This is a genomic window from Actinoallomurus sp. NPDC050550, from assembly GCF_040655075.1.
Lineage (GTDB): Bacteria > Actinomycetota > Actinomycetes > Streptosporangiales > Streptosporangiaceae > Actinoallomurus.
Genome location: NZ_JBFAJC010000017.1, coordinates 140,923 through 167,504, shown reverse-complemented (window position 1 = coordinate 167,504; position 26,582 = coordinate 140,923). Strand labels below are relative to the sequence as shown.

Below are 26,582 nucleotides of genomic sequence, written 5' to 3'. Positions count from 1 at the left end.
AGTGCTCACCTCGTGGACGTCAGTGTCACCGGCCCGATCAGACCGTTGTCCGTGCGCTGCCGGCCGGCCGCGCCGGTCCCTGGAGCGACGCGTACCGCGTTGATCAGCGGAGTGGCGACCCGCACCGTGATCGTGTTGTTCCCCGGCCGCAGGTAGCGGCCGATGTCGACATGGCCGACGTCGAGGCCGTCCAGGGGCGGCAACGCGTGGCCGTTGACGGACACCCTGCACGTGTCCACGACGGCGCCGAGATCGAGATGGGCGCCGTGCCCGAGGGTTCCGAGCCGGACACGAGTGGTGTACGTCCCCACGCCCGCCACGTCGGTCAGATCAACCTGATAGCCGGCCGACCTGGCGATATGGGTCCACGCGGGAAGTACTCCGGCGGCATCCGCGGTGACCGTGATCGGCCCGAGTGCGGTGTGGGCCGTGTCATCGGGCCGGCCGGAGCGGCCCGGGGTCCAGCTGTCGACGGTCAGATCCCAGGACGTCAGCCGCTGGACGGCGACCGTTCCGCCAGGCGTACGAGGCGGAGCCGCCGGGGTGCCGAACCGGTCGGCGCGGCCCACCGCGATCACCATGACGTCGTGGGCGGCGAGCCGTACCGGCACGGTCACCGTGTGAGAGCCGGCGGTGCGCTCCGCGAGCGACGTGATCCTCCCGGTCCAGGTGTCGAGACGGTACGCGGCGCCGTCACCGGACAGCCGCACGGTCTGGTCGGCCGCGGTGTCGGAGTCGTTGTACAGGAAGTAGTAGTCGGCGTCGGCGGTGTGGCGGCGTACGTCCAGGATCCGGCCGGACCCCGTGCCGACATGCGCGGCCGCCGCCGTCACGCCGAGCGAGGCGAGCGCCGCGGGGACGTCGTCCTGTGCCGCGGCCCGCGCGACATGATGCCGCCCGTCGCCGATGTAGGAGTACAGCGTGTCGATGTCCTTTCGCACCACGGCGTCGTCCGCGGGGCTGTACCCCGGGGTCGTGATGGCCGGCGGGCGGTCCGATCCGACGATGACGATCGGCAGGCCCTGGCGCGCCAGGCCGAGGATCTTGTCCGCGGCGTCGCGCCGGTAGGTCCGCTGATCGTTGAGTAGCAGCGCCCGGTAGCCGGACCTGCCGGGGAAGAGCTGCCCGCCGTTGTACGTCGCCGACGGCTCCTTCAGGAACTCGGGGCTGACGTACCCGTAGGTGTATCCGGCGCCCGCCATCGCCGATGTGTCGGGGATGATGGTTTCCGGCCGGTCCCCGGCCTGTCCCGCCAGGCCGAGGTTCTGGTAGTAGACGCCCACGTCGAACTGCGGCGTGCCTTGCCGTAGCACGAGTGACAGCCGCGCGAGGTGGTCGTTGACCGCCTTCATGTCGGACCACTGTGGCAGCCGCGGACCCCACGCCTCCCCGAAGCTGGTGTTCCCGCCGTAACTGAACCCCGGCCACCGCGCCTGCTCTCCGGAGCCGGGCGGCGCCGTCAGGTACGGGAAACCGTGCCAGACGACCTGGTTGTCCCCACCGGCCATGCCGGGGTAGAGCTGGGTCGCCAGGTTCTGCGCGACGGTGGTCGCCCACACCTTGCCGGCCATCGCGCAGCACTCGCTCGAGACCACCGGCGCACCGCTCATGTACGCCCCGGACGCGATCACCTTGAACTGCTGGTCCGGATCGTGGCCGGAGAACTCCAGGCCCTCGCCCTCGGGAATGCCGATGTGCTCCGCGGCGTGCGCCGCGTCGATCGGATCGCCGTACGGCTGGGCGCGCAGCGTCATGCCGTGGCTCTCCGTCCACCGCTGTAGGGCGGGCAGGTACCGGTCTGCGTACAGGTCGCTCCACGTCTGCGCGTAGTCCCAGCGCACCCGGTCACCGGTGCCGTCGGAGAAGTCGAAAGCCGGCGTGAACGGCCCCTTGCGCGTGATCGCGGCGCCGGCCAGCGCCGGGAGGAACGGCGCCACCGAGTAGCCACGGCGCTCACGGAACCGGTCCGCGAAGTCGGCGGTCCAGGTCTCGTTGTAGCCCAGTTCGAGGGAGTCCTCGAAGATGGCGCCTCCGGAGGTCCGCGGACCCTCGGAGCCGCCACGGCCGGTAGGAAGGATCGCCTGGTCCCAGAAGTCGCCGATGGCTTCGGCGCCGCGCGCGCTCAGGTGGTCGAGGCCGTAGTCGGGCGCTTCCGCGGCGGTCGTCGTCTGCACTCGCCCGTCGGCGGTCCGGTAGAAGTCCAGAAGGACCCACGGGTGGCCGTTGCCGACGGGGAACGCGTAGTGCAGTCCGCCGCCGGCGTCGACCAGTTTCGTCACGTCGCGCACCGACGCGCGGTCGAGCTTCTGTGGCGCGGCACCCCCCGGTGCGCAGTCGGCGCTGCACTGGGCGGCCACCACCGCCACAAGGCTCGTCTTCGCCGTGTCCACGACCGGCGCGCCCGCGACATGCGGATGGGCCGCCGGGGTCACGACGGTCGCCGTCGCGCCGCCGTACCGGCGGACCAGGTCGCCGGCCGGATGGCGATGAGGCAGCGCGGGCGTGACCGTGATGCCGCCGCTCGGAGTCGCGGTGGCGGCGCCACGGGCATGTGGGTGTTCGAGCGGGGCGTCGAGCGTCAGGGTGCCCGGCCGCCCGCTGTTGCTGTGCGCGACGTTGGTGACGGTCCGCGTCTCCTGATCTGATCCGATACCGATCACGACCGTGCCGCCGGGCTGGAGGTTCATGTCGTTGGCGACCACCACGCTGGTGGCGCCCGTATCGGCCGCGGCGTACACCGTCGACTTCTGGCTCTGCGAGCCGAGGTCGGTGACGGCGGCGACGTCCTCGCCGGCGCCGGAGCCGATGATGATCCGGTCACCGGTCCGCAGGCCGTCCGGCACGTCCGTGACGGAGACGGTGCTCGTGCCGGCGACCGTGTCCGTCGCCACGGTGGTGCAGCCCATCGAGGTTCCCACTCGCTCGACCGTGACGGTGTCGAGGTCGGCACCCGTGCCGAGCGTGATCCGGTCGCCGGCGGCCAGGCCCGCGATGTTCGCGAGTTGAACGTCGGTGGCGCCGCCCGCCGTCGGCGCACAGGCGAGAGTGTTCACGGTCGGCGGGTTCGTGGTCGTTGGTGGGAGCGCTCCGTCGCGGCCGTCGCCGGCGTCGGTGAACTCGGCGCCGTAGATGAGTTGCTGCGCGGCGGCCGGCTGGTTGAAGTTGCGCACGGAGGGCACGACCGGCGGCCAGGCCGGCCCGGCAGCCATATCGAGGATCAGGCCGTCGTTCCGGGCGGCCTCGGCGATGACCTGGAGCTTGTGCCGCCACTTCGGCGTGCCCCATCCGTTCACATTGAGGTAGCTGCGGCTGCCGAAGACCGGATCGGTGGTGGCGTGCGGCACCGGAAACGCGGTGACCTCGACGCCTCCGCCGCCGGCCTGCGCGATCTGCCCGAGTTCCCGGCGTAGCTCCGTATCGCTGGTGTCGGCCACCGGCAGCCACCACCGGTACTTCGGGCGCACCGTGGCCGGCGGGTCGGCGAAGGTGCCGGCGCTCAGCGCGGGCACGAGGTCGCCTGCCCGCACCGACACACCTCGGTCCGCCGCGCCCGGAGAGGTTCCGACGACCGCCGACGCTGCCGGCGCCGGGAGGGTCGCGGTCAGGATCGCCGCGACGAACGCACGGAGGTGGGGGCTCCTGGCCGCCGTCCCTCGCGGTCTCCGTCCACGCATGGCCGTCTCCTCTCCCCCGCCTCGTCGGCGGCGGTACGAAGGTCTTGACGTCTCCGCGCTGCGCGGCGACGGTGACTGGGAAAAGGTTTTCCGAGAGAGGTGAACCGATGACTCCCGTGAACCGCAGATGGGTGCTGGGCACGCTCGGCGCCGCCGCCGCGTCCGCCTCCGTCGGCTGGACGCTCCCGGCCGCCGCGAACACGAGCACCGCAGGCGGCGTCCGGCCGCACCCGGCGCCGCGCCCGGTGGCACCGGTCAACTCCGAAGTGGCGGCCGCGCACAGCGCGGCGTACAAGACGCTGCCGCAGGAGGTGGTCGGCGTCGACGTCGAGGACCTGATGACGATCCACACCGCGGCCGACGTCGAGGCGATGCGGCCCCGGCTCCTCGCCCAGGTCTGGAAGACCACCGGCCGGCTGCCGACCGGCCTGCCCGAGGTTCAGCGCGGCGTCGGCGCCCCGGCCGAGCTGCCGGCGTTCGAGGGCGTACGCTGCTACGACCGGCTCACGGTCCGGATGCCGTTCGGGCTGTACTCGACGGTGTTCGCGCTCGAACCACGGCACCGCCCGCACAGACGCGTCGCCTTCTACCACAACGGCCACGGCGAGCCGCTGGACACCATGCAGCGCACCGCGCAAGGACTGCTCGACCACGGCTACGTCGTGCTGCTGTTCGCGATGCCCTTCTACCACTGGAACCCGAAGACGCTCCAGGACCCGAACGACCCGTCGGTGACCAGGCAGCCGTCGCACAACGACCTGAACCTGTGGGAGTCGGCGGCGTTCTCGCCGCTGGCGTTCTTCCTTGAGCCGCCGGCGGTGGCGATGAACCACGTGCGGACGACATACCGCCCGTCGTCGGTGCAGATGGTCGGGCTGTCCGGTGGAGGATGGACGACCACGGTCTATCCGGCGCTGGACCCCCGGATCACCCGCTCGTACCCGACGGCCGGCTCCCTGCCGTTCTTCGTCCGCCCCGGATCGCCGAAGCCGGGACCGACCCGCGGCGACTGGGAACAGCGCCAGGACAAGCAGCCCGGCTTCTACGGCGTCGCCGACTTCCCGGACATCTACGCGCTCGGCTCGGTCGGACCACACCGCCGGCAGATGCAGATCCTCAACCGCTTCGACGAGTGCTGCTTCAACGGCGTCGGGCACCGCAGCTACGAAGCCGCCGTACGGCAGCGGATCGCCGTGATCGGCGGCGGTGACGGTTCCGGCGGCCACTGGGAACTGCTCGAGGACGCCACCCACGGCCAGCACACCATCAGCCCGTACGCGCTGTCCGTCATCCTCTGGGACCTCGACACCAACTGCGCCCACCTCCCCTAGGGGGTCAGAACTCGACGTGGCTGTGCCCGGCCGGCACCCGGACGCGGTGGGCCCGGCCGTTCCCGGGGATCACCACCACGTCCGTGGGCGCGCCGGCGGTGATGTCGAAGGAGGCGCCGTTCTTCGATCGCACGAAGTCGCGCACGGCGACCCGTCCACCTCTGGCACGGAAGACCGGTCGTCCGTCTCTGGTCAAGGTCGTCGACCGCGGGCCCGAGGTGATCGCGTACCGGTGCCCGCGCAGTACCAGGTTGGCGAGCGAATTCGTCCCGGGGAGCGTCAGGCTGCCGAACATCAGCGCCTCGGGGTCGTCGCCCCACGGGTCGTCCGACAGCAGTTCCTGCATGGTCTGGACGGCCATCGCGTTGCTCCACGAGTAGGTGCGCCAGGCGGTGTCGACGGCCGAGTCCATGATCGACTGGCCGGGCTCCGGGTCGAACGACTCGGAGAACCATCCGTCACGGTCGTACGCGTCCAGGTACATGCGGGCACTCCGTGCCGCGAACTCACCGGCCTCGCGCTCGAAGCCGTAGCGCTTGAGCCCCTCGTAGACGGTGAAGTTCATCGGCGGCCACGCCGCGCCCTTCCACTGCTCCGGCGCCGTGCCGTCACCGTACTTGGTGAAGAACTTGAAGTGCCTCGACCGCGGATGCACCGGGCCACCCGAGCAGTACGTCGGGTCGTCGCGTGCGACGCTGGGGATGACGTACTCGCCCCAGAACTCCTTCCGGTCGAGCAGGTGCTCCTCGACGAGCACGCGAGCACGCTCCGGCGTGGCGAGCCCGGCGAACAGCGGATAGAAGACGGTCGGTGTCACGACCTCGTTCCAGCTGCCGTCCAGGTAACGGCTCAGGTACAGCCCGCGCTTCTCGTTCCAGAGCCTGGCGTTGACACCTGCCTTGATCCGCTCGTAGATCGCGTCGAACCGGGTCGCGTCGGCCGACCTGCCCTGCGATCGCGCCATCTTCGCCAGGATCTCCGCCATCAGCGCGTAGTAGGCGTTCAGCGCGACGTCGGTCAGGTTGCTGTTCGGACGCGGGTCGCCGCTTCCGCCCTTCTTCGGGATCTTCTGGTACTCGGCGTAGACGGGGCTGTCGTCCAAGCCCAGATGGTTGCCGCGCCCGCCGACGCGATCACCGAAGTAGGGAGATTCGAGCAGGCCGTCGCCGTCGGCGTCCCACTCCGGCAGCAGATCGAAGAACGTGACCAGCTGGGGATAGGCGGCGTCGACGAGGTCTCGGTCCCCGAGCCTGGTGTACAGCCGCCACACCGCGTACGCGTGCATGGGCCCGGAGTTCTGCTGGTCGTAGCGCGGTCCGTTGATCTTCACTTGGTTCGGCGGTGGCGGCGCGGCGAAGACGTCGCGCTCGTGCTGCATGGCCAGATCGGCGCTCACCGACGCGGCCTCGATCGCGTCGAAGGCGGAGTCCCATCCGGTGAACAGGCCGCCGGCGCCGCCCCAGCCCCACATCACGAAGTTGCGAAAGGTCGTCTTGTCGTAGTTGGTGTTGAGCGACAGCGCGTCTCGGACGGCGTCGGCGACGCGCCCCACCGGCCCGGTGCCGGTGAGGTAGCCGCGAGCGACCCGTGCCTGGGCGGAGTCGAGCAGGGCCATCGTCTTGTGCCGCGGTGCGGTCTCAAGGGTGACCGGCACGTCGTCGCAGGTCGCGGTGAAGGTGATCGTCTGCCCCTTGACCAGGTCGTAGCGCAGCGCCGCGACGGCGGTGCCCGCTGCGCCGGACTTGCCGGTCTCACCGGCGATCATGTCGCCGACCGATGCGTAGAGCGTCGCGCGCCGGGCCGCCTCGTCCGGTGCCAGGGCGAAGTGGCCGGTCCGCGACGGGTTCAGCAGGCCGGGTTCGGTGCCGACCACGCATCCGTTCGCCAGCTCGAACTTCGGAGTCTCGGTCCACGGCGCCGCCGCTTCGAGCACGATCGACAGATCCGCGTCGAGCGCCGTCACGGCCGCGACGACGCTGCGGCCACCGTCGGTCCGTGCGTAGCGGACGCGAATGCTCCGCTTCTGTGCCTGGACCGTCGCGTACGTCGCCTCCAACTGCGGAAGCGTCGCCTGAGCCTGGGTGACCTCCTGTGCGGTGAACCAGTCGGGATGGGCGATCACCTCACGCAGCGCGTCGAGATGCGCCGGCATGATCTTGCGGTCGTCCGAGCTGACCACGACCTGTTTGTAGACGCCGTCGGGAGCCGAGGGGCCGAATCGCCAGAGGTTGCTCGTCATCTTCTCCCGGATCAAGGCTCCCGCGGCCGTCAGCAGGCCCACCCGGACCGCGAATCGGGCCTCGTCGCGCGTGACGAACAACGCGCCGGTCCAGTCCTGGTCCTTGACGCCCGGCATGGCGAACGGGCGGGCGAGCGTCGGGTACGGGATCGCCGTTCGATCGGCGGCTGTCGGCGAACCACTCGTCGGCGTCGCGGCGCGGGACGCCTGTCCGAGCGACTCCACGGTCAGTCCGCCCAGCCCCACCAGCCCGGTACCGACCAGGAATCGTCGGCGTGCCATGTCCGTCATCGCGGCTCCTGTCGATTCGCTCTGTCAACGCCGGCAGAAGCGCAGCGGAGCATCCGTTCGGCGAAATCCCGCAGGTAGTCCACGCGCCACTGGTTCACGCTCTTCGCGCCGGGATAGCCGCCCTCGGCGGCCGCGGGATCCTGATCGTCACACCACCAGTTCGGATGGATGGCGGACGGCCTGCTCGCGCGCTCGATCGGTGGCGGTACGGCGGTGAACGCGCCGGACAGGCCGTCAAGCCCGGCGAAGTCGCTCTGGATCGCGTATGACCAGACCTGTGGCGCCTTGGGGGAGAAACGAAAACGCAGGACTTCGCCGTCGTTCAGCGCAGGGGCCGGGACCCGGCCATCGACCACCATTCGAGCGGAGTTCTCGGGGGTGAAGCCGTCGGGGACCGGCAGGGCGATCTCGATGACGCCATAGGCTTCGACCGTGTCCGCCGCGGTCGTCACGCGGCCGAAGACGCTCTTCCTGCCGTCCCAGACGCGCACGTATCGTCCGCCCCAACTGGGCTTTGAGGGGTCCTGGGCGCCGTGCAGGAACCAGGCGACGGCCGGGGTGTCGCCCATTTTCAGCTCGCCGCCGCGCTGGGAGGCGAAGAAGTCGCCGAGCGCGCCCTTGCCGGCGATGTGCCTCTGGACGAACGCGCTGTCTCCCCACTCCCCGGTCTGATCGCCGCCGACGAACCAGCCGCGATACGTCGAGTTGGACTCGATCATCCAGAGCTTCGGGTGGTGGGTCTCGATGTAGTTGTAGGCGTCGACGCTCCACATCTTGTTCGGCCCGCCGATGAAATAGACACGTATCCTCGGCACGATGTCGGGAGCGTCGTGCAGCGCCTGCGCGAGGTCGTCGATTCCGCCTCCGATCAGGATGTTCAACGGGCGCGGATCATGGCGACGTGCACGTTCGACGATCCATCTCGAGCCTTCGGTCGGGTGGCCGTATCCCGCGGGCCGTTGCCAGCCGTATCCGGACCCTCCCTGCTTGGTGATCGCGCGCAGCCTGTCAGGTTCGGGGTAGTGAGGTGAATACGTCCTCAGGTAGGGAAAGTCGCGCTCGTAAACGTCGATGACATCGAGAAGCGGCTGTGTGCTGTCCGTTCCGGGCGGCGAGTGGACCAATCCTTCGATGTCGAAGCGGTCCGCGTACACGAGGAGATGGACCATGGACTGCCAGTCGTCCGGGTCGGTGCCGCCGATGTCGTCATTCCAGATGATGCGCGGACGGTGGTGCGGGCGGCCCTGGGCGGCGAGCGAGCCCAGGGCGGCAGCAGGCGAATTCGCCAGTGCGGCCGAGCCCAACGCTGTTCCCGTCGCCAGCGCCGCGTAGCGCAGAAAGTCTCGTCTTTGGACCATGCGGGCGCCTTCCTCACGCGTGTTTCGGGACCGGCGGCGTGGGCACCGGCTCGCCGCCGACACTCACTCGATCGAAGACCAGGCCGTCGACGTTCGCGATGGTGCTGTCGCCCTCGACGTTCGTGAACACGCAGTTCACGAGGCGGATGTCGCGCAGCGGGTCGTCCGGGTAGCCCCGCAGGGTCATGGGCGCGCGGCTCGTTTCGCAGGTCAGGTCGCGGATCTCGATGTTCCGCACGAGAGGGGGGTACGAGCCGGTGTTCCCCTCGCCGTGATACAGGTCGATCGAGATGGTCTCCTTCCGCAGCGTGCTGATGCGGATGTCGCGCAGGTAGACGTTCTCGACGAAGCCGCCGCGCACCGAGTTGGTCTTGATGTACAGGCCGAAGTACAGATTCGGGCTGCCCATGGTGCAGCGGCGTACGAACACGTTGCGGATGCCGCCGGTCGTGTCGCTCCCGATCGCGACCCCGCCGTAGCGGATCCGCATGTCGCAGTCCTCGATGAGGACGTCCTCACAGGGCACGTTCACCCGCCGTCCGTCGGCGCCACGACCGGCCTTGATGGCAATGGAGTCGTCGCCCGCGTCGAACACGCACCGCTGGATCACCACGCCCGAGCACGACTCGGGGTCACAGCCGTCGTTGTTAGGTCCCTTGCTGTTGACATGGACGTCACGCACGGTGACGTTCGCCGACAACACCGGGTGGATCTCCCACATCGGCGACCGGACGATCGTGACGCCCTCGACCAGCACGCTGCGGCAACGGTAGAACTGCAGGAAGTTCGGCCGCAGGTAGTGGCCGGCGCCGAACACCCGCCGCTCCACGGGGACGCCCCGGTCGGCCATGTCCTGCAGCGCCGCCCAGTCGGCGCTCTCCTCGGGGTCGCCCGGATGCCAGCCGTAGTGCGTGTCGCCCACCCACGGCCACCAGTGCTCCACACCGCCCTGCCCGTCGAGCGTCCCCGAGCCCGTGACCGCGATGTTCTCCTGGCCGTACGCGTAGATGAAGGGCGAGTAGTTGTAGCACTCGATGGACGAGAAACGGGTGTAGACGGCCGGCAGGTAGGCCGCCGGGTCGGTGCTGAACAGGATCGTCGCTCCCTCACCGACGTGCAGGTCGACGCCGCTGCGCAAGTGGATCGCGCCGGTGAGGAACGTTCCCGCCGGGACGTCGACGTGGCCGCCGCCGGCGGCATGACAGGCGGCGATCGCACGGCGGAACGCCTTCGTGCAGTCGGTCGTGCCGTCGCCGACCGCCCCGAAGTCGGTGACGGCGAACCGGCGGGCGGGAAACCGCGGTGGCCGGACGCGCCGGCTGATCTCCGCGGCGCGCCGCCACCCGGTCACCGCGCCGACCGCCGTTGCCGACTCTGGTGTGGTCGGCGACGCGGCGCCGGGTGCGGTCCCGCCCAGTACCGCGCCGCCGGCGGTCGCCGCGACGCTTGTGGCGAGGAAGTCTCGTCGTGACCATGTCATGTCGGCCTCCGTGAATACGCCTAGGGGTGCCCCTAGAGTGCGGGGCTGAGGTTCTCCCAGCGGACGGTCCAGGTGCCGTCGTCCGGGAACCCGGGGGCGTGCCGGTCGGGGGCGCCATCCCAGCCGGCGCACATGAACGCGACCGCGTAGAGCAGGCCGGAGTTGTCCGGGAAGTACGGGTAGCCGTGTGTGTCGCCGTACCCGGCGTCGTCGATGTTGTCGGCTCCGCCCGGATAGAGCAGCCAGTGCAGCGCCCGCTCGGGCTCGCCGATGCGGGCTGCGGTCATCGCGAGCATCGGGAAGTCCCAGCTGAACTTGTCGACCCGCCATTCGGCGAAGACCTTGTGGGCGGTGCGGAGGAAGGTGTTCATGTCGACCCCGTCGCCGGGCAGCCAGCCGTAGACGACCGCCGGCCCGGGATGGTCGAAGTTGTATTTCGTCCACATGTCGGGCACGCCCTCGTAGAGGACGTACACGCCGTCCTGCACGGGCAACTCGGCGAGGCCGTGCAGGACCTTGTCCCAGTCGGGATCGCGGGTCAGGCCGAGGCGCTCGCGCCAGGTCTGGGCGATGCGCAGCCCGAACCGCCAGTACGACAGCTCGAACGCCGGGTTCATGGCGACCTTGGGGTCGACGTTCTCGGACATCACCTGCAGCGGGGGGCCGAGGATGTAGCGCTTCGTGGGTTCGTCCCAGAAGGCGTAGGACGCGAGGAAGTCGGCGGTGGCGAATAGCACCTCGCGCCATTTCTCCAGCGTTTCCCGGGTGGGGTGGGCGCGGTAGTCGAGCTCGGCCAGGAACATCGGGTGCGGCTGCTGCCAGATGAGCAGCACGTTGGTCTCGCCGGGCGACTGGCGGAGGTCCGGGCCGATCATCTTCGGCCATTTGGCGCCCTTGTAGCCCTGCGCCGCGGCCCGCCGCCTCGACGAGGGAAGCATCCGCTGAAAGATGGTGACGGATCGGTCCAGGATGTCCCAGCGGTTCCACAGCGCCCAGTGCGCCGCGTGCCACCAGTACATCTCCATGAGTGCCTTGCCCCACCAGGTGCGCAGGACCAGCCCGCTCTCCTGCGTCGGAAACGATCCGGCGTCGTTCACCGCCTCGAGGTACTGCGAGAGCACGATGCGGCGTTCGAGTTCGAACCACCGGGGGTCGGTGCTGCCGGACAGGTCGACGGCGCCCCCGGACCTCCAGAATCGCGGCCAGTGACGGGCACCGGCCGCGAACACCGCGTCCGGCCGCGGAAGCGACCGCGCTGTCTCCGGGGAGAACACGCACACGAACTCGACGCGGCCGTGCTCGCCGCCGGTGAGCGTGTAACGATGCTTTTCCGCGAGCCGGCCGATGCGTAGCCGGGCGCCGGTGGCGACGCGCTCGCGGCGCGCTTCGTCGCCGTAGCGGTAAGCGACCGCGAGGACGTCGTCGGCGCCGGTGTCGGTGCCGACCAGATCGGCGTCGACGGTGGCGAACAGCGAATCGTCGGCGACCTTGGCACGCAGTCGATCGGTCACGTCCGCCCAACTGCTCCCGGCACCGTAGCGGGCCGAGGTGATCGTGAGCGGGGCACGGGCCGGCGCGGTCAGCTCGGCGCCGGCCGACCAGCGCAACCCCACGTGGTAGGTCGTGTCATGGAGGCCGCCGAGGGTGTGCGTGATGTCGGCCCGCCGCCCCGCACGGCGGACCAGGCTGGTCTCGTGCGCGTCGGGGTGGTCCCAGTCGCCCACGAAGACCGCTGCCTTGGTGAGCGTGTCGACGAAGGGAAGATCGACGAAGACCGACAACCGGCCCGCGGCGATGAGCGGCGACTCGACCGTGACGGCGACGGCGTCGACGTCGGGGTGGCAGCAGGTTCGCACCCGCACCGGTTCGCCGTCGACCTTGAAGCGACTGTCGAGGGTGCCGGTCCACAGGTCGAGCTCCTGGCGGCAGTCGGTGAGGTCACCGCTCGTCGCGTCCCGGCCGTCGCGGGTGACCGGCCGCAGCCCGATGCGGCCGAGGCTGATGAGCTGCGGATACATCCGCATCCAGTCCGACAGCGCGGTCTGGGTGTCATTGGGGATCCAGTACCGCACCGGCCGGCCGTGGGTGTCCCAGACCTGGCCCTGGAAGTCGGACGGTTTCTGTCCGGGTGGCAGCGGAGCGCTGTACCACGCCCAGTTCGCCATGGTGTTGAACGGCGTGAACGTCTGCAGGCCGGTGACGTCGACGTTGAACGCGAACGACCCGTTGCCCACCTGGAGCGGCCACTTCTGGTTCGCCGACGTGCGCACCACGTTGTGCCGCGACACCAGCGCGCGCCGATCGATGCGCACGCCGGCGTCGCCGGGTTCTCGGTGACCGGCCTGAGCCCGGCTCGGACGCAGCGGTGCGCCCGCGGCCACCGTCACGCCACCCGCGGCGGACAGGAAATGTCGGCGATCGAACACGAGACACTCCTCAACGCGGCCCGCAGGCTCGCGTGGTCGGCGAACCCGGGCATGACTTCGGACAACGTCGTGAATGAGAGAGCCCGTCACGGCCTCCGCGCTCTCATGGGCGGTTGCGGGAAAACCTTTGCCTACTCGCGGAGGCTCGCACCGTACTCGACTCCGGTCAATACCGCGACCGGGATCGGACATGTCCGGAAGGGGTGCGTCAAGGAGGTTGTTGACAATCTTCCGAGCGCGGCGCACGATGCGGGCCGGTCGGGAAAAGGTTTGCCTAGATCCGAATGTCGTCCGTGAGCGCGCGGGAAGGCCCCGCCGTCACGTCAGCGGAAGGTGACTCCCATGCGATTGGTGAGCAAGACCGCGTGGATCACGGCGCTCCTCTTCCTCGTGCCGCCCCCGGTGATGGCGGCGACGGCCACGTCGAACGGTGCGCCACGACAGGTGGTGGCGGCGGCCCCGACGGCGGCCCGCCCCCTCATCGACTGGACCGCCCCCTACCCCCAGGACGACCAACCCACCCGGGGATACCCCGTGCTCGGAAACCTGTCGACGACCGAGCTGTACCACGCGACCCCCGCCACCGGGACCTACAGCCACCACCCGATGGTGACCGTCCAGGGCCGCACGCTGTACACCTCGTGGTCCAACGGCGTGGTCAACGAGGACAACCCCGGCCAGCGGGTGCTCGGCACCGTCTCGACCGACGGCGGCGGCCGGGCCGGGTGGAAGGTCTACTTTCCGCCGCACGACAAGACTCCGCCGGACGAGCCCGGTTCCGACGGTCGTGTCCCCGGCCGTGTCGTGACCGCCGACGGATACGCGACGATCGGCGATGGCGTCTACGCCATCGCCGAGGTCTGGGACTGGGTCCAGACGGAGTCCGACACCGTCAAGCGGGGATGGGGGCGCATCGCGCGGCGGGTCGCGCCCGACGGCACACTCGGGCCGATCTTCTGGCTGGAGATGACCTCACCCGAGCCCAAGCCCGGCTTCCCGAGCTATCCGAACGCCTCCGACCCGAGGTACGGCGCGATCGCACGGCAGATCACCGCGTACCTCGCCGACCCTCGGAACACCCCACCGTGGGATTACAAGAGCGGCTGGACCGAAGACGTTCCCGCCGCCGACGGCCAGAAGCTCGCCCACCCCACGCACGCCTACGTCCAGGCCGATGGCACGTACGTGCGAATCTGGCGCGACTCGAACACCGGCCGGCTCTACGCGCAGGCGAGCCACGACCATGGCAGAACCTGGGACCCGGCCATCCGCACCAGCCTGCCCGACGCGCGCAGCAAGTCGTTCGTCGGCCGGCTGCCGGACGGTCAGGTGTACATCGTCGGCAACGAACAGCCCGGCGGCCACCGCGATCCGATCTCGATCTCTCTCGCGAGTGACGGAGTGCACTTCGATCGGGTCGGCGTGATCCGCTACGCCGCCCCGCCGCTGCGCTACACGGGCGCCCACAAGAACCTCGGATTCGAGTACCCGTCCGCGATCGCCACGAACACGGACCTCTGGGTCGTCTACTCGGTCAACAAGGAGGACGTCGACATCACCAAGGTGCCACTGACATCGCTTCCCGTGACCGTCGCCGATCTGCCCGGCATTCTCCTCGAGGGCGCGCAGACGCACGCGATCTCGAGCACCGGCCTCGCGGTCCAGTTGATCGGCCAGGCCAACAAGATCTTGAAGGACGTCGGGAGCGGCGCGAGCAAACAGGCCATCGCCGGCGAACTCGCCGCCCTGCGCCAACGGGTCGGCGAGCGGTCCGGCAAGGGCATCACGCCGGCGTACGCGACGCTGCTCGAACAGGACATCAGGACCGCGACCAACGGCTGACCGATATGTGGAGGTGCAACGAAGTGAAAAGCCAGTTCACGCGACGGCTGCTCGCATCGGCGATTGCGGTCCTGGTGCTCGGATTGGCACCGAAAGCGGCCGCCGGCTCGGCGAAAGGCAGCGCGGCGGACGACTGTGTCGGCGGCGTCAACGTGCCCAACCACTACAACCAGCCCTTCTGCGTCAAGAACGACGAGGTCCTCATCTTCGCGGCCAACTACAAGCCGTTCGAGGCGTCGGTCACCCCGCAGCGTACGGCTGAAAAGGTCTTCGACACGGTCATCGGCGACAAACTGCGGCAAGCCTTTCCGAATCTCAAGATTAAGTACGCCACTTGGGACTACCCGGTGCGGTATGAGGATCTTCAGGCGGCCGGAGTCGTACCGGACATCATCCTCGACAGTCCGTACAACCGGATCGCCCGGGACCTCAAACCGCGCGGCTGGGTTCAGGACATGACGCCGATGCTCAAGCAGGCCGGACTGGACATCGGCAAGCTCGACCAGGCCGCGGTGGAGCAGGTGAAGTCACGATCCTCCGGTGGGCTGTACGGGGTTCCCGTCTTCGTCGACGACTACGTCCTCTACTACAACAAAAAGATCTTCGACAAGTTCGGGGTGAGATATCCGAAGCCGGGGATGACCTTCGACCAGATCTACAAGCTCGCCAAGAAGCTGACCCGGCAGGTGGGACTCGACGCCTACAAGGGGTACATGCAGCATCCTGACTACTACCTGCAGTACAACCAGATGGGGTTGTATCCGTTCACGCCGACCGGCAGCTGGAATCCCGCGCCCGAGGATATGAAGGTGGATATCACCACACCGGGATGGCAAAAGCTCGCCGATAGCCTCAATCGGCTCCTCTCGATTCCACACAACGGCTTCACCACGACCAACGACTTCCTCAAGGGAGACATGAGCCGTCCGGGCCATGTCGCGATGGCCGTGGACACACTGAGCAAACTGCCCACGTACGCCGGCAACGACCTCTTCATCAAGCAGTCCGACGTGCCGTCCTACGATGAGTGGCGGAAGAGCATCGACGTCGGTGTCGCCTCGGTTCCCCTGCTCGGCAAGGGCTCGCGCACGACGTACCAGCCCAATGAGACCGCGGCCTTCATCCCGCCGCAGTCGCGCCACCAGCAGGACGCGATCAACGTCGTGAAGTGGTTGGTGTCCGAGGACGGGCAGGCCGAGTTGTCACGTCACGCCATCAAGGGAGTTCGGCAGAGCCCGGCGGTCGTGAACAGCTTCGGCAAGGCCGTCCCGGAGCTCACCGGTGTCGACACGTCGGGCGTGTACTGGGGTTCGAACGCGGTGCTGCAGAACTACCAGAACACCAAGTACTGGGACATCCCGATGTACGCGGTCTTCCGCCAGCACGTGCTGCGGGACGGCATGACGACCGACTCGGCCTTGACCGCCGCGGAAACCGAGGACATCCCGGCCTACATCAGGAGCCAAGCCGCCGCCGGCCTGGACTGGTAGCGCAGCCGGACCCGCAACGCGCCGGTGCCGCGGTCCGCCCACAGGAGACAGGGCACCGCGGTCACCGGTGTGTCGCGGGAAGAGCCGTGCCGGCCACCGTGCCCGTCGCAGCTCACGCGTTTCGGAGCGGTACGGCTGTCAGCGCGCGTTCTGCGGCGTCAGCCACGGGGAGACGCGATCACGATCGAGGAGCTCAGGCTTGGCGAGCTGGTCCAGCATGAGGTGTACCGTGTGCGCCGCGTCCTGGGTCCACGCATAGCACTGCTCTTTGGCCCCGCACTCGATCGCGGCTCGGCTCTGCGCGGCAGCGACGATCGCCGCGGCGTCGGCCCGGACCTGCTCGCTGTCCGCGGCGGGGTCCCGCAGTGGTGTCCCGGCCGCCGTAGCAACACCGGCGACGTCGGACAACTGGTCGTGTAGCCAGTCCCAGGGGGCGGCTTTGATCTCATCGGCCCAATGACGTTCGCATGGCTCGACACCATCGAAGCGCGGGTGGAAGTGCGCCGCCTCGAACCCTCCGCGCACGCCGTCGATGCGATCGAAGAGATCGGCTCGCCACAGCGGCTGATCCGCCACGATCATTTGGGCCGCCGACTCGGTCCCGCGATGTGGCTGGGGGCTTCGCAGGCGCAGCTCGATGCGCGCCCCGTGCTCGAGGTGACTGTCCTTGAGGCTGACCTCGAACCAGTGCCGGACGAGGATCGCGATCTCGTTGTAGACGAAGGCGTGTAGCACCGCACCGCTCCTCAACGATCGTCGGGTGGCCGCCCAGGCGCAGGGCCACGATCAGTGGTCGATCACGGTCGGCGCCCGGACCACCGAGGCAACGGATCATTCTTTTCATGCCCACCTAACGCGCGCAATCACCGGCCGCGTGGCTTCGGCCACCCGGACAGCGCCCTACCGGACTCCGGCCACCGGACTCCGGCCACCGGCCGCCGGCTGCCGGCTGCCGGCTGCCGGCTGCCGGCCCAGCCTGCGGGACACGGCTAAGCCGGACGCGCAGCCGGCCGAACGCGCACGGGCAGGGACTCCCACGAGCGCAGGGTGTTGTTCGGGTGGCGGCGCGGTGTGCCGGTGAGTTCGATCCGTTCGACTCGGCCGGCCAGTGCGGTGAGCAGAGCCTCGGCCTCCAAGCGGGCGACGTGCTGGCCGACGCACTGGTGGATGCCCATGCCGAAACCGACGTGCCCGGACGGGTCGCGGGCAAGGTCGAACCGGTCGGGCTCGGCCCAGCGGGCCGGATCGCGGTTGGCCGACGCGAGGAACATGAGGATCTTCGTGCCCGCCGGGATGACGGTGTCCGCGATCGTCACGTCGGTGGTGGCGGTGCGGAAGAACGTCTGGACGGGCGACTGCCAGCGCACCGCCTCGTCGAACGCGACCCGCGCCGACTCCGGCCGCTCACGAAGGCGTTGCCACTGGTCAGGGTGCGTGGCGAAGCCGTAGAGCGCAGCCGCGAGGCCGTGCACGGTGGTGTCGACGCCGGCGGTGAGCAGGGAGCGCACCACCAGGGGCGCCTGCTCGTACGTCAGCTCCCCACGGTCGGCGGCGGCCCAGATCCGGGCGCCGAACCCGTCCTCGCTCAGCGCCTCGCGGGCGCACTGGGCCTTCACCCACGCCGACAGTTCGGCCACGCGGTGCGCGTCGGCCCGCACCAAATCATTGACGGGTCCGAAGGCGTTGAAGGCGAAGTTGCCGTACGGCAGGAGGTTCTCCCGCCCGTCGGGGCCAAGGCCCACGGCGTCCGGGAAGACCCGTAGCGGGAACGCCTCGGCCAGCGCCGTGAACGCGTCGAACTCCGGCCCGTTCGAGAGCACCTGGTCGACCAGTTCCTCGGCGCCCGTGGACCACGCAGCGCGCAGGCGGCGCAGAGCGGGCGGAACGAGGATCTCGCGCAGCACCCGGCGGGGGGCGTCATGCCGGGGCGGATCGGCCTCCAAGAGCAGGCTCGGCGGGCGCCACGGCTCCTCGCGGCGGAAGTCGGCCAGGCCCACGCCCGAGCCCGACTCGAAGTGCTGCCAGTCCTGCAGGGCGGCGTGCACCTGCTCGTAGCGGGCCAGGGCGTACACGTCGTAGCGGGACAGGTACACGACGGGACCGGCCTCGCGCAGGGCCCGGTGCAGTGGTTCCGGGTTCAGGAGGACCGCGTCGGCGAATGGATCGACGTCGCTGGCGGGCGGTACGACGGCACGCTCCAGTGCTTCGGTCATTGCGGCTCCTTCGGGAAGCGCGGAGGTCTCACAGGTCGAGGACGAGACGGTCGCCGCAGGACCGCGACACGCACAGGAGCATGCAGTCGTTCGCGGCCCGTTCGTGGTCGGCGAGGACGGAGTCCCGGTGGTCGGGGCGACCGTCCAGGACCGGAGTCAGACACGTGCCGCAGGTGCCCTGCTCGCAGGAGGACAGCACGTCCGCTCCGGCTCGGCGCACCGCCTCCAGCACGGAGACGTCCGGGGTGACGGATACGGCGCGTCCCGTACGCCGAAGTTCCACCTCGAACGGGGTGTCCCTGAGCGGCGCGGCCTCGGCGGCGGCGAAGCGTTCGGTGCGCAGCGTGTACGGCGGCCAGGACGCGCAGGCCGCCTCCACCGCGGCGAGCAGTGGGGCGGGGCCGCAGCAGTAGACCTTGGTGTCCGGGCGCGGCGTGCTCAGCCAGGCGTTCAGATCCAGCAGCCCGAACTCGTCCTGCGGGACGACGCGCACCCGTTCGCCGTAGGCCGCCGCCGACTCCTCGCGGAAGGCCATCGACGCGCGGGTCCGGCCGCCGTACAGCAACCGCCAGCCCGCACCCAGCAGGTCCGCCTGCCGCACCATCGGCAGCAGCGGCGTGATGCCGATGCCGCCCGCGATGAACAGGTACTTCTCCGACGGCACCAGCGGGAAGTGGTTCCGCGGGCCGCCGACGCCGACCCGGTCACCCGGCCGGAGCCGGTCGTGCACGTGGGCGGACCCGCCCCGGCCCGCGGGCTCTCTCAGGACGGCGATCCGGTAGGTCCGCGCGTCCCATCGGTCGCCGCACAGGGAGTACTGCCGGGTCGTCCCGTCAGGGAGCACCAGGTCGATGTGGGATCCCGGCGTCCAGTCCGGCAGCCGGGCGCCGTCCGGGTGCCGGAGTGCGAGGGACACGACGCCCTCGGCCACCCGTTCCTTGGCGGAGACCGTGAGAGTCACCGCGTTCGCCGCTCTGCCCGGCGTCGGCCGTCCCGTGCCGCCGCCGGACAGGACATCCGCAACCACCACGTTGTCGCCTCCCGTCGTTGGCTTGGAGGCAGGATGCGTGGCCGGGACGGACCGCCGCGACGGCATTCTCAAACAGTGAGAAACGAACTTCCGGCGCGCTTCACACCGACAGCGCACTCCCACCCGAGCCACGACGTCGCCCCCGGGTATCAGGGGCCCCGAGTGCGCGTGAGACACCGCGTGCGGCGGTCCGCACCACCGGCACGACAGCCGTGGCGCCGGCCTCGTTCGGCACGATCACCGCCAGCGCGGCCACCACCTCGCCGCTGCTGCCGCGTACCGGCGCCGCGATGGCCAGCGCGTCCGGATGCACGTACCCCGGGCAGTACGCGTACCCCTGACGACGGACCTCGGCCAGCACGGCCCGCAGCCGTGCGGCGGTGGCCGGAGTGTCCGGGGTGTAGCGGTCCAGCGACCCGGCGAGCACCCGCCGGCGCAGGTCGGCGGGGCCATGCGCCAGGAGCACCAGGCCGCTGGAGGAGACATGCAGAGGCAGGCGGCCGGCGATACGCGTGTAGTTGATCACTGCCCCCGGTGCCGACAGCCGCTCCAAGAACAGCACCTCGTCACCGTCCAGAACCCCGAGCTGCACGTGGTGGCCGACGATGTCGTGGACGCCCTCCATGAACGGCATCGCCGCGTCCCGCAGCGACAGAGCGGGCGACGCCCGCGTCACCAGCTCCCACATGCGCATGCCAATGCGCACACGGCGATCCGCGTCCCGGGTGAGGAACTCGTGCGAGACCAACTCCGCCACCAGCCGCGACGCGGTCGCCACATGCAGCCCCGTACGCCGGGAGATCTCCGAGACTGTCAGGGCCGGCTCCTCCGGAGTGAACGCCTCGAAGATCCGTACGACCCTGGTCAGAACCGACTCGCCGTTCTGTGTCCTCACCTCACCATCATCGGATGCGCTCGTCCAGCACTGCCAGGGCGTCGACCTCCACGAGCAGTCCCGGCGGAAGCCGCATGTAGACGGTGGTGCGTGCGGGGAAGGGCTCGCCGGCGGCCGCGGCGTACGCCTCGTTCATCTCGGCCAGGTGGGCGGGGTCGGTGAGGTACACGCGCAGCATCACGACGTCCTCCAGGTCCGCGCCGCCCGCCTTGAGTACGGCGGTGACGTTGCGCAGCGCCTGTGTGGTCTGCTCGGCGACCGTGGTGCCGACTACCTGGCCCGTGTCCGGATCGAGCGGGAGCTGCCCGGAGACCTGCAGGACCGGGCCCTTGCGGATGCCTTGGGACAGCGGGGCCGCCAGGGCGGGGGCGTTCTCGGTGGTGATGACGGTTCTGGTCATGGTGTTCCTTGAAAGGGATGCGCACAGAGGTGTACGAGGGGTCAGCTCCAGGCCTGCCGTTCCTGGCTGCGGGGGTCGTCGACCTGGGTCCACTCGGCGTCGATGCGCACGGTGGCCCTGCGCTCGGTGTCGTACGGGTCCCAGCCGGGGTTGCCGGTCCTGGCGAACCGGACCCAGGTCTCGTGCATGCGGGCGGCGAGATCCGCGGGGGGCTTGTCGGGGCCGAGCAGCGCGGCGGGGCCGTGGAGCTGGGGAAGGTGCGCGAGATCGAAGACGAAGGGCAGCTCGACCGCGTGAGTGGCGCCGAGCTCTCCGTCCAGGGCGTGGGAGCGCCAGGCGAACTCGTAGGCGTAGGTGGCGGACTGGGGATGAGCGGCATGTGCGCCGGCCAGGGCCCGGCTGCCCGCGCCGAACAGCGCGTCGCCCATGATGGCGGAGCGCAGCTCGCCGAAGGACGCCTCGGGGCGTGCCTTCCGGTAGGTCTCGACGAGTTGCGCGGGATTCGGGTGCGCGCGGGCCGCCGTGTCGTCGACGTCCCTGGCGGTCGAGGTGGAGTACTTGTCCACGGGGACCAGGTAGAGGTTCCCCTCCTCGGTATTGGTCCCGATGAGCAGGTCGATGTCGGCGCTGAGGCCGGCGGCGACGGATTCGGCGGGCTGCGTGTCGAAGACCAGGCTGAAGGGGCTGAGTCCGATCAGTGGGTCGCGGTGCGTCTCGGACTGCAGGTCGATGCCCGCGAGCTGGGAGGCGGCCTCGACCAGGCGGTCGTCGGAGACGTCCGCGAAGGCGTCGGCATGGGGCTCAATGCCCAGGGCCTCGGCTGCCGCCCTGGTGACGCGGGCGGCCTGCTCGGTGGTGAACGCGCCCAGGCCGCTACCGCTTTGGACGATCGCCCTGCGGAAGAGGCCCGTGGCATCGGGGGTGGCGAGGACGCCACCGACGATGGTCGCCCCGGCCGACTGGCCGAAGAGGGTGACGTTCTGCGGATCACCGCCGAAGGCGGCGATGTTCTCCTGGACCCAGCGCAGCGCGGCGACGACGTCGAGCAGACCGCGGTTGGCGGGCGCGCCGGGGAGGTCGAGGAACCCGGCGATGCCGAGCCGGTAGTTGAGGGTGACGAGGACGACGTCGTCGCGGGCGAAGGCGGAGCCGTCGTACAGTGCGGACCGCGTCGATCCGGCGACGAATCCGCCGCCGTGGACGAACACCATGACGGGCAGGTCGCCGTCGGCGGCGGGCGTCCAGACGCTGACGGTGAGGTAATCCTCGCCGCGGCTCCAACCGGTGCCGAAGTAGGGGGACATGTCCACGCTGCCGAGCTTGCGCTCGGACTGCGGCGCGTTCGGCCCCGGCTTGGTGGCGTCCCGTACGCCGTCCCACGGCTCGTGCGGCTGGGGCGGCGCGAACCGGCCGGCGCCGCGGAGCGGGGCGGCGTACGGAATGTTCAGGAAGGCGACGGTGTCGCCCTGGCTCAGGCCGCGGACGGCCCCCTGCGCCGTGGTCACGATGGGGTCGGGGTGGTGGTTCACAGTGATTCCTTACCGCGGGCCTCAGCCCAGCTCGGTGTACGGGGCGAAGGGGGCCCAGCCCTTGATGGCGAACTTGTCTCCCTCGCGTGCCACTTCCGCGGCGCCGTGGCCGCCCAGGTGCGCGGGGATCACGAGTGCGTTGTTGTCGGCCGCCCAGCCCAGCACCTTGCGGCGGGTGGCGCGGGCGCCCGCGGGGTCCTCGCAGAAGCAACTGTTGGTGTCCGGTTCGAGGATCTGCACCGGGTTGTGCAGTATGTCGCCGACGAACACCGCGCGGTCCGATCCGGAGGCGAGGGTCAGCACGGAGGAGCCGGGGGTGTGTCCGGGAGCCGCGTCCAGACGCAGGTCGGCGTCGATCTGGTGGCTGTTCTCCCACAGCAGCGTGTGGCCGGCCTCGTGCACCGGCGCCACGCTGTCCTCGAAGACGTTCTGGTTGCCGCGGCCGAGCAGCGGCTTGTGGCCGTTCTCGGGGTTCCAGAAGTCGAAGTCGTCCTTCGGCATCAGATAGGTGGCGTTGGGGAAGGTGGGAACCCAGCGCCGCCCGTCCAGGTAGGTGTTCCAGCCGACGTGATCGATGTGGAGATGCGTGTTGATCACGATGTCCACGTCCTCGGGCTCGACGCCCGCCCGAGCGAGATTTGCCAGGAAGTCTGTTTCCAGGCGGCTCCAGACCGGCGCGTACGGGCGCTCCTTGTGGTTGCCCACGCCGGTGTCGACGAGGATGGCCTTGCCCTCGCTGCGCAGCAGCCAGGTCTGGATCGCGGAATTCACGATATTGGTCGCGGAATCCAGGAAATGCGGGGTCAGCCAGGGAGTACCGCTTTCCCAGATTTCCTTCGGACTTTCCGGAAAGAAGGTGTCGGGCGTCATCTCGACGGAGCCGTAATATTCCCAGACCCGGGTGATCGTGACGTTGCCGAGGTTGATCTGATCCATGTCGCTTCCTCAAGAATTCGGAGGCTTTCCAGCAACCATACGAGCGGCCCTGTACACACGGTATCCGTCACGTGACTGCACCTGCCCACCTGCCCCGGGCACCAGGCCAGGCCGCTTGTAGCCTGGGTGCGGCAAGGCAAGGCGGTTCCCATCGAAGAGCCGAAAATTCCTGGAGACCCCGTGGACGAGCACGCAGGCGACCCCGGTGCGGCCGGGGGACCGGAGTCGGATACGGAAAAGCCGATCATCGGCCGGGACGCGGAACTGGCACGCCTCTTTCGTGTGGTGGACTCGGCGTCAGCCGACCCGGTTCTGATGATTCTCGGTGACGTGGGCGCGGGAAAGAGCGCGCTGCTGGACCGCGCGGTGCGTCGGGCCGAAGCGAGCGGCGCTCGCGTCCTGCGTGCCGAGGGCGCCGAGTCGGAGTCGGGCCTGGCGTTCTCCGCCCTGCACCAGTTGCTGCGGCCGGTACTGACCGAGGTGGACGGACTGCCGGACAGGCAGCGCGCTGCGATTCAGGACGCCTTCGGCAAGGGACCGGCCACGCCCCGGCATTCGAGCGCACCCGACCTCATGCTGATCGGGGTCGCCGTCCTGAGCCTGCTGTCAGCCGTGGACGACCGGCGTCCCGTGCTCGTGGTGCTGGACGACGCGCAGTGGTTCGACCGGGCTTCCCTGGACGCGCTGTCCTTCGCCGCCAGGCGGTTGGAAGGCGAACCGGTCACGACGCTGATCGCGACCCGTGGCGACGATCATCTCCCGGGATTCGACCGTCACGTGCCGACGCTCACTCTGGGACCGCTCGACAACGCTGGGGCCAATCGGCTGCTGGATCTGCAGCCGAAGAGCCCCACCGGGCACATCAGGACGCGGATCCTCGACCAAGCGGGCGGCAACCCACTGGCACTGGTGGAACTGACGAGGGCGGCCACCGCGCACGACACGGCTACGGAGCTGCCGTCCGCAGGTCCGCTCCCGCTCACCGATCACCTGGAGCGGATCTTCGCCGCCCGCCTGAACGGCCTCCCCGCCTCCACGGCGCGGGCCCTGCTTCTCCTGGCCGCCATGGACAGCGTCGACTCCGCGATCGCCGTCTCGGCCGGGCTTCCGAACGCCGAGGACGAGGCCTGGCTGCCCGCCGAGCAGGCCGCACTGGTCCGGCGGACCGGCCGTGACGTCCGCTTCCGTCACCCGCTGGTCCGGTCCGCCGTGTATCACGCGGCTTCCTTGGGCGCCCAGCGCGAGGCTCACCTCACGCTCGCCGAGATGCTGCGGGACGAACCGGATCGGCGTGCCTGGCATCTGGCCGCCGCCTGCCCGCGCCCGGACGCGGCCGTATCGGCGGAGCTGGAGCGGACCGCCGACCGGGCCCGCCGACACGGCGGCAATGCGGCGGCGGCCAAGGCCCTCCAGCGCGCCGCGGAGCTCTCACCGCAGCGTGAGGACAGCGCCCGGCTGCTGGTCGAAGCCGCTTCAGCGGCCGCGTTCACCGGGGACCTCGCCTGGGTCGAGGAACTGGCCGCCGCGGCACGCGCGCGTACGGATGATCGGTCGCTGCTGGCCTCCGCCGCCGTGCAGGCCGGACGGCTGGCGATCCTGACCGGACGCCACGCCACGGTCTTCTCCCGACTGAGCGACGCCGCCGAGGAGTTGGCGGTCTCCAGGCCCGCCGCCGCGCTGGACCTCCTGGCCGGCGCGGCCGTGGTCCGCTTCTATGCCGGAGAGGACGGCCAGCGGCACCGCGTCCAGGACATCCTGCGACGCCTTCCCGGGGACGCCTCACACGCGGGCTTGCGCACCTGGGTGCGGGCCGTGTCGGACCCCTTCGACGACCGGGCCGGGCTCGTCCGCCTGCTCCCGCGGTTGGCCGCCGACGCGGAAGCCCGGCCGGAGCAGCTCACCACCGTCGGGATCATGGCGTGGCTCCTCGACGAGACCCCGCAGGCCGTCCGCGCGTTCGACGAGGCATTCGACCGCTGGAAGCTGCAGGGAACGCTGCCCGAGGGGCTGGGCGGCGCGGTCGCCTGGGCCTATGTGGAACGCGGAAGATGGGACCAGGCCCGTGAGGCCTGCGCCCGCACCATCGCGATCGGCCGGGCGGCCGGCCTCGACCACGCCGTGGCCTGTGCGGCCACCGTGGATGCCACCCTGCTGGCCTACCAGGGTGACGCGGCGATGGCCCGCGCCCGGGCCGACGACGCGCTCGCCCTGATCGATCCGCTGGAAAGCCGATCGGTCTCCGTCTATGCCCGTCGTGCGCTCGGTGCCGCGGCAGCCGCGGAAGGGGCGTACGAGACCGCGTACGACCAGCTCCGCATGGCCTTCACGGCAGACGGCGCGCCCGTGCACTATCACGCCTCCTATCCGGCCCTCGCGGATCTGGCCGCCGCCGCTGTGCGCTGCGGCCGCCGCGAGGAGGCCGCCCCGGTCGTCGAGCGTTCCGCACGAGCGCTCGCGGAGAACGCCTCCCCCCGCCTGCGTGCGCTGATCAGCCGAGCCCGTGGCCTGCTGGCGGACCCCGAGGACGCCGAGCCGCACTTCCGGGCGGCCCTGGCGGACCCGGCGCTGGAGCACTGGCCCTTCGAACGCGCCCAGAGCCTGCTCGACCTCGCCGAGTGGCTGCGGCGCCGCCGGCGCATCGCGGAGGCGCGGGTGCCGCTCGCCGAGGCCCTGGAGACCTTCCGCCGCCTGGGCGCACGCCCGTGGATCGAGCGAGCCCGGGCCGAATCCCGCGCCGCCGGCCTCGACGTCACGGACTCCACGCCCGACGCGCTCGCCGAACTCTCCCCGCAACAGCAGCAGATCATCAGGCTCGCCGCCCGCGGGCTGACCAACCGCGAGATCGGCGAGAAGCTCTTCCTCTCCCCGCGCACGGTCGGCTCGCACCTCTACCGCAGCTTCCCCAAGCTGGGCATCACCGCCCGCTCCCAGCTGCGCGACCTCATCGAGGGCGCCCTCACGACCGCCGGCCACCAGGAATAAGGGCACGCTTCATCAACGCCGAGCACACCGGGGACATCCTGCTGCAGAGCGGCCGGCGGCTGATCGGCACCGTCGCCGGGGTGCCGTTCGGATACGGCCCCGCCGTCCTGGCCTCAGGGCACACGACCCTGGCAGTGATCTTTCTCCTCGCCTGCGTCTTCGGGATGTTCTACACACCCTCCGGCAGCTACTGGGCGGTGACCTTCTTCATCACCGGCTCGCTCAGCATGGTGCTCGCGGTCCTGCGCACCCTCTCCCCTGAGCTGCTCGCCCTGCGCGGTGCGGGATTCTGGCGGCCGCGCTGGTCGTCCCCACGAGCGTCTATACGGTCGCCGAAATGCGTCTGAGGGAGCTGCTTTTCATTCTCGACCATTTCGAGCGATGCGCGCCGCGGGCCGGTGCGCTGAAGCCCGCGCCCGATGCACGTGATCTTGATCAGGCGCTGGAGGCCTTCCGCAAGGCCTGC

General features: G+C 70.1%; 17 protein-coding genes. 5 read left to right on the top strand and 12 right to left on the bottom strand.

Going from position 1 to position 26,582, the window contains the following annotated elements; translation table 11 throughout:
- Positions 1–5 precede the first annotated feature (5 nt).
- Positions 6–3,674, bottom strand: coding sequence for a glycosyl hydrolase (locus AB0I04_RS24145; RefSeq protein ID WP_360888330.1), 3,669 nt, complete (start codon positions 3,672–3,674; stop codon positions 6–8).
- A gap of 107 nt (positions 3,675–3,781) precedes the next feature.
- On the opposite strand from AB0I04_RS24145, the gene AB0I04_RS24140 reads away from it, so the two are divergent.
- Positions 3,782–5,005, top strand: a complete 1,224-nt coding sequence (locus AB0I04_RS24140) for a hypothetical protein (RefSeq protein WP_360888328.1) — start codon at positions 3,782–3,784, stop codon at positions 5,003–5,005.
- A 4-nt stretch (positions 5,006–5,009) separates the two neighbouring features.
- Here AB0I04_RS24140 and AB0I04_RS24135 read toward each other — a convergent pair whose 3' ends face one another.
- The 4 genes from AB0I04_RS24135 to AB0I04_RS24120 form a co-directional block, all read right to left on the bottom strand.
- Complete coding sequence (locus AB0I04_RS24135; protein WP_360888325.1) at positions 5,010–7,535, bottom strand: trehalase family glycosidase; 2,526 nt, start codon at positions 7,533–7,535, stop codon at positions 5,010–5,012.
- A complete protein-coding gene (locus tag AB0I04_RS24130; protein ID WP_360888322.1) occupies positions 7,532–8,839 on the bottom strand; it encodes a DUF1593 domain-containing protein in 1,308 nt (435 codons plus the stop codon). The genes AB0I04_RS24135 and AB0I04_RS24130 overlap by 4 nt, the downstream gene beginning before the upstream one ends.
- Before the next feature lie 67 nt (positions 8,840–8,906).
- On the bottom strand, positions 8,907–10,373 hold the full coding sequence (locus AB0I04_RS24125) for a glycoside hydrolase family 28 protein (RefSeq protein WP_360888319.1): 1,467 nt from the start codon (positions 10,371–10,373) through the stop codon (positions 8,907–8,909).
- A 32-nt stretch (positions 10,374–10,405) separates the two neighbouring features.
- Positions 10,406–12,799, bottom strand: a complete 2,394-nt coding sequence (locus AB0I04_RS24120; RefSeq protein ID WP_360888316.1) for a hypothetical protein — start codon at positions 12,797–12,799, stop codon at positions 10,406–10,408.
- Between the two features lie 342 nt (positions 12,800–13,141).
- On the opposite strand from AB0I04_RS24120, the gene AB0I04_RS24115 reads away from it, so the two are divergent.
- A complete protein-coding gene (locus AB0I04_RS24115; RefSeq protein ID WP_360888313.1) occupies positions 13,142–14,641 on the top strand; it encodes an exo-alpha-sialidase in 1,500 nt (499 codons plus the stop codon).
- Between the two features lie 23 nt (positions 14,642–14,664).
- Entirely contained in the window at positions 14,665–16,131 is a 1,467-nt protein-coding gene (locus AB0I04_RS24110; protein ID WP_360888310.1) for an extracellular solute-binding protein, read from the top strand.
- 138 nt (positions 16,132–16,269) lie between these two features.
- Here the strand turns inward: AB0I04_RS24110 and AB0I04_RS24105 are convergent, their stop codons facing one another.
- The 7 genes from AB0I04_RS24105 to AB0I04_RS24075 form a co-directional block, all read right to left on the bottom strand.
- Positions 16,270–16,866 carry a hypothetical protein gene (locus tag AB0I04_RS24105; RefSeq protein WP_360888308.1) on the bottom strand — a complete coding sequence of 199 codons (597 nt, stop codon included), beginning with the start codon at positions 16,864–16,866 and terminating at the stop codon, positions 16,270–16,272.
- A gap of 254 nt (positions 16,867–17,120) precedes the next feature.
- A complete protein-coding gene (locus AB0I04_RS24100) occupies positions 17,121–18,344 on the bottom strand; it encodes a cytochrome P450 (protein ID WP_360888305.1) in 1,224 nt (407 codons plus the stop codon).
- 28 nt (positions 18,345–18,372) lie between these two features.
- Complete coding sequence (locus AB0I04_RS24095) at positions 18,373–19,374, bottom strand: PDR/VanB family oxidoreductase (RefSeq protein ID WP_360888302.1); 1,002 nt, start codon at positions 19,372–19,374, stop codon at positions 18,373–18,375.
- Between the two features lie 100 nt (positions 19,375–19,474).
- Entirely contained in the window at positions 19,475–20,269 is a 795-nt protein-coding gene (locus AB0I04_RS24090) for an IclR family transcriptional regulator (protein WP_360888300.1), read from the bottom strand.
- 7 nt (positions 20,270–20,276) lie between these two features.
- Positions 20,277–20,669, bottom strand: coding sequence for a Rid family detoxifying hydrolase (locus AB0I04_RS24085; RefSeq protein WP_360888297.1), 393 nt, complete (start codon positions 20,667–20,669; stop codon positions 20,277–20,279).
- Positions 20,670–20,710: 41 nt separating this feature from the next.
- Positions 20,711–22,198 carry a carboxylesterase family protein gene (locus AB0I04_RS24080; RefSeq protein ID WP_360888294.1) on the bottom strand — a complete coding sequence of 496 codons (1,488 nt, stop codon included), beginning with the start codon at positions 22,196–22,198 and terminating at the stop codon, positions 20,711–20,713.
- A gap of 21 nt (positions 22,199–22,219) precedes the next feature.
- Positions 22,220–23,134, bottom strand: coding sequence for an MBL fold metallo-hydrolase (locus AB0I04_RS24075; RefSeq protein ID WP_360888292.1), 915 nt, complete (start codon positions 23,132–23,134; stop codon positions 22,220–22,222).
- 180 nt (positions 23,135–23,314) lie between these two features.
- Here AB0I04_RS24075 and AB0I04_RS24070 point away from each other — a divergent pair, with 180 nt between their 5' ends.
- Both AB0I04_RS24070 and AB0I04_RS24065 read left to right on the top strand, forming a co-directional pair.
- A complete protein-coding gene (locus tag AB0I04_RS24070) occupies positions 23,315–26,116 on the top strand; it encodes an AAA family ATPase (RefSeq protein ID WP_360888289.1) in 2,802 nt (933 codons plus the stop codon).
- The gene (locus AB0I04_RS24065; protein WP_360888400.1) at positions 26,113–26,463 is read left to right on the top strand and encodes an FUSC family protein; all 351 of its coding nucleotides are present in this window, start codon (positions 26,113–26,115) and stop codon (positions 26,461–26,463) included. Before AB0I04_RS24070 ends, AB0I04_RS24065 begins: the two co-directional genes overlap by 4 nt.
- Positions 26,464–26,582 lie beyond the last annotated feature (119 nt).

Excerpts from the sequence above, each read along its gene's own strand:
- AB0I04_RS24075 (WP_360888292.1), bottom strand. The coding sequence starts at position 23,134 with ATGGATCAGATCAACCTCGGCAACGTCACGATCACCCGGGTCTGGGAA.
- AB0I04_RS24135 (WP_360888325.1), bottom strand. The coding sequence starts at position 7,535 with ATGACGGACATGGCACGCCGACGATTCCTGGTCGGTACCGGGCTGGTG.
- AB0I04_RS24115 (WP_360888313.1), top strand. The coding sequence starts at position 13,142 with ATGCGATTGGTGAGCAAGACCGCGTGGATCACGGCGCTCCTCTTCCTC.
- AB0I04_RS24085 (WP_360888297.1), bottom strand. The coding sequence starts at position 20,669 with ATGACCAGAACCGTCATCACCACCGAGAACGCCCCCGCCCTGGCGGCC.
- AB0I04_RS24145 (WP_360888330.1), bottom strand. The coding sequence starts at position 3,674 with ATGCGTGGACGGAGACCGCGAGGGACGGCGGCCAGGAGCCCCCACCTC.
- AB0I04_RS24140 (WP_360888328.1), top strand. The coding sequence starts at position 3,782 with ATGACTCCCGTGAACCGCAGATGGGTGCTGGGCACGCTCGGCGCCGCC.
- AB0I04_RS24125 (WP_360888319.1), bottom strand. The coding sequence starts at position 10,373 with ATGACATGGTCACGACGAGACTTCCTCGCCACAAGCGTCGCGGCGACC.
- AB0I04_RS24100 (WP_360888305.1), bottom strand. The coding sequence starts at position 18,344 with ATGACCGAAGCACTGGAGCGTGCCGTCGTACCGCCCGCCAGCGACGTC.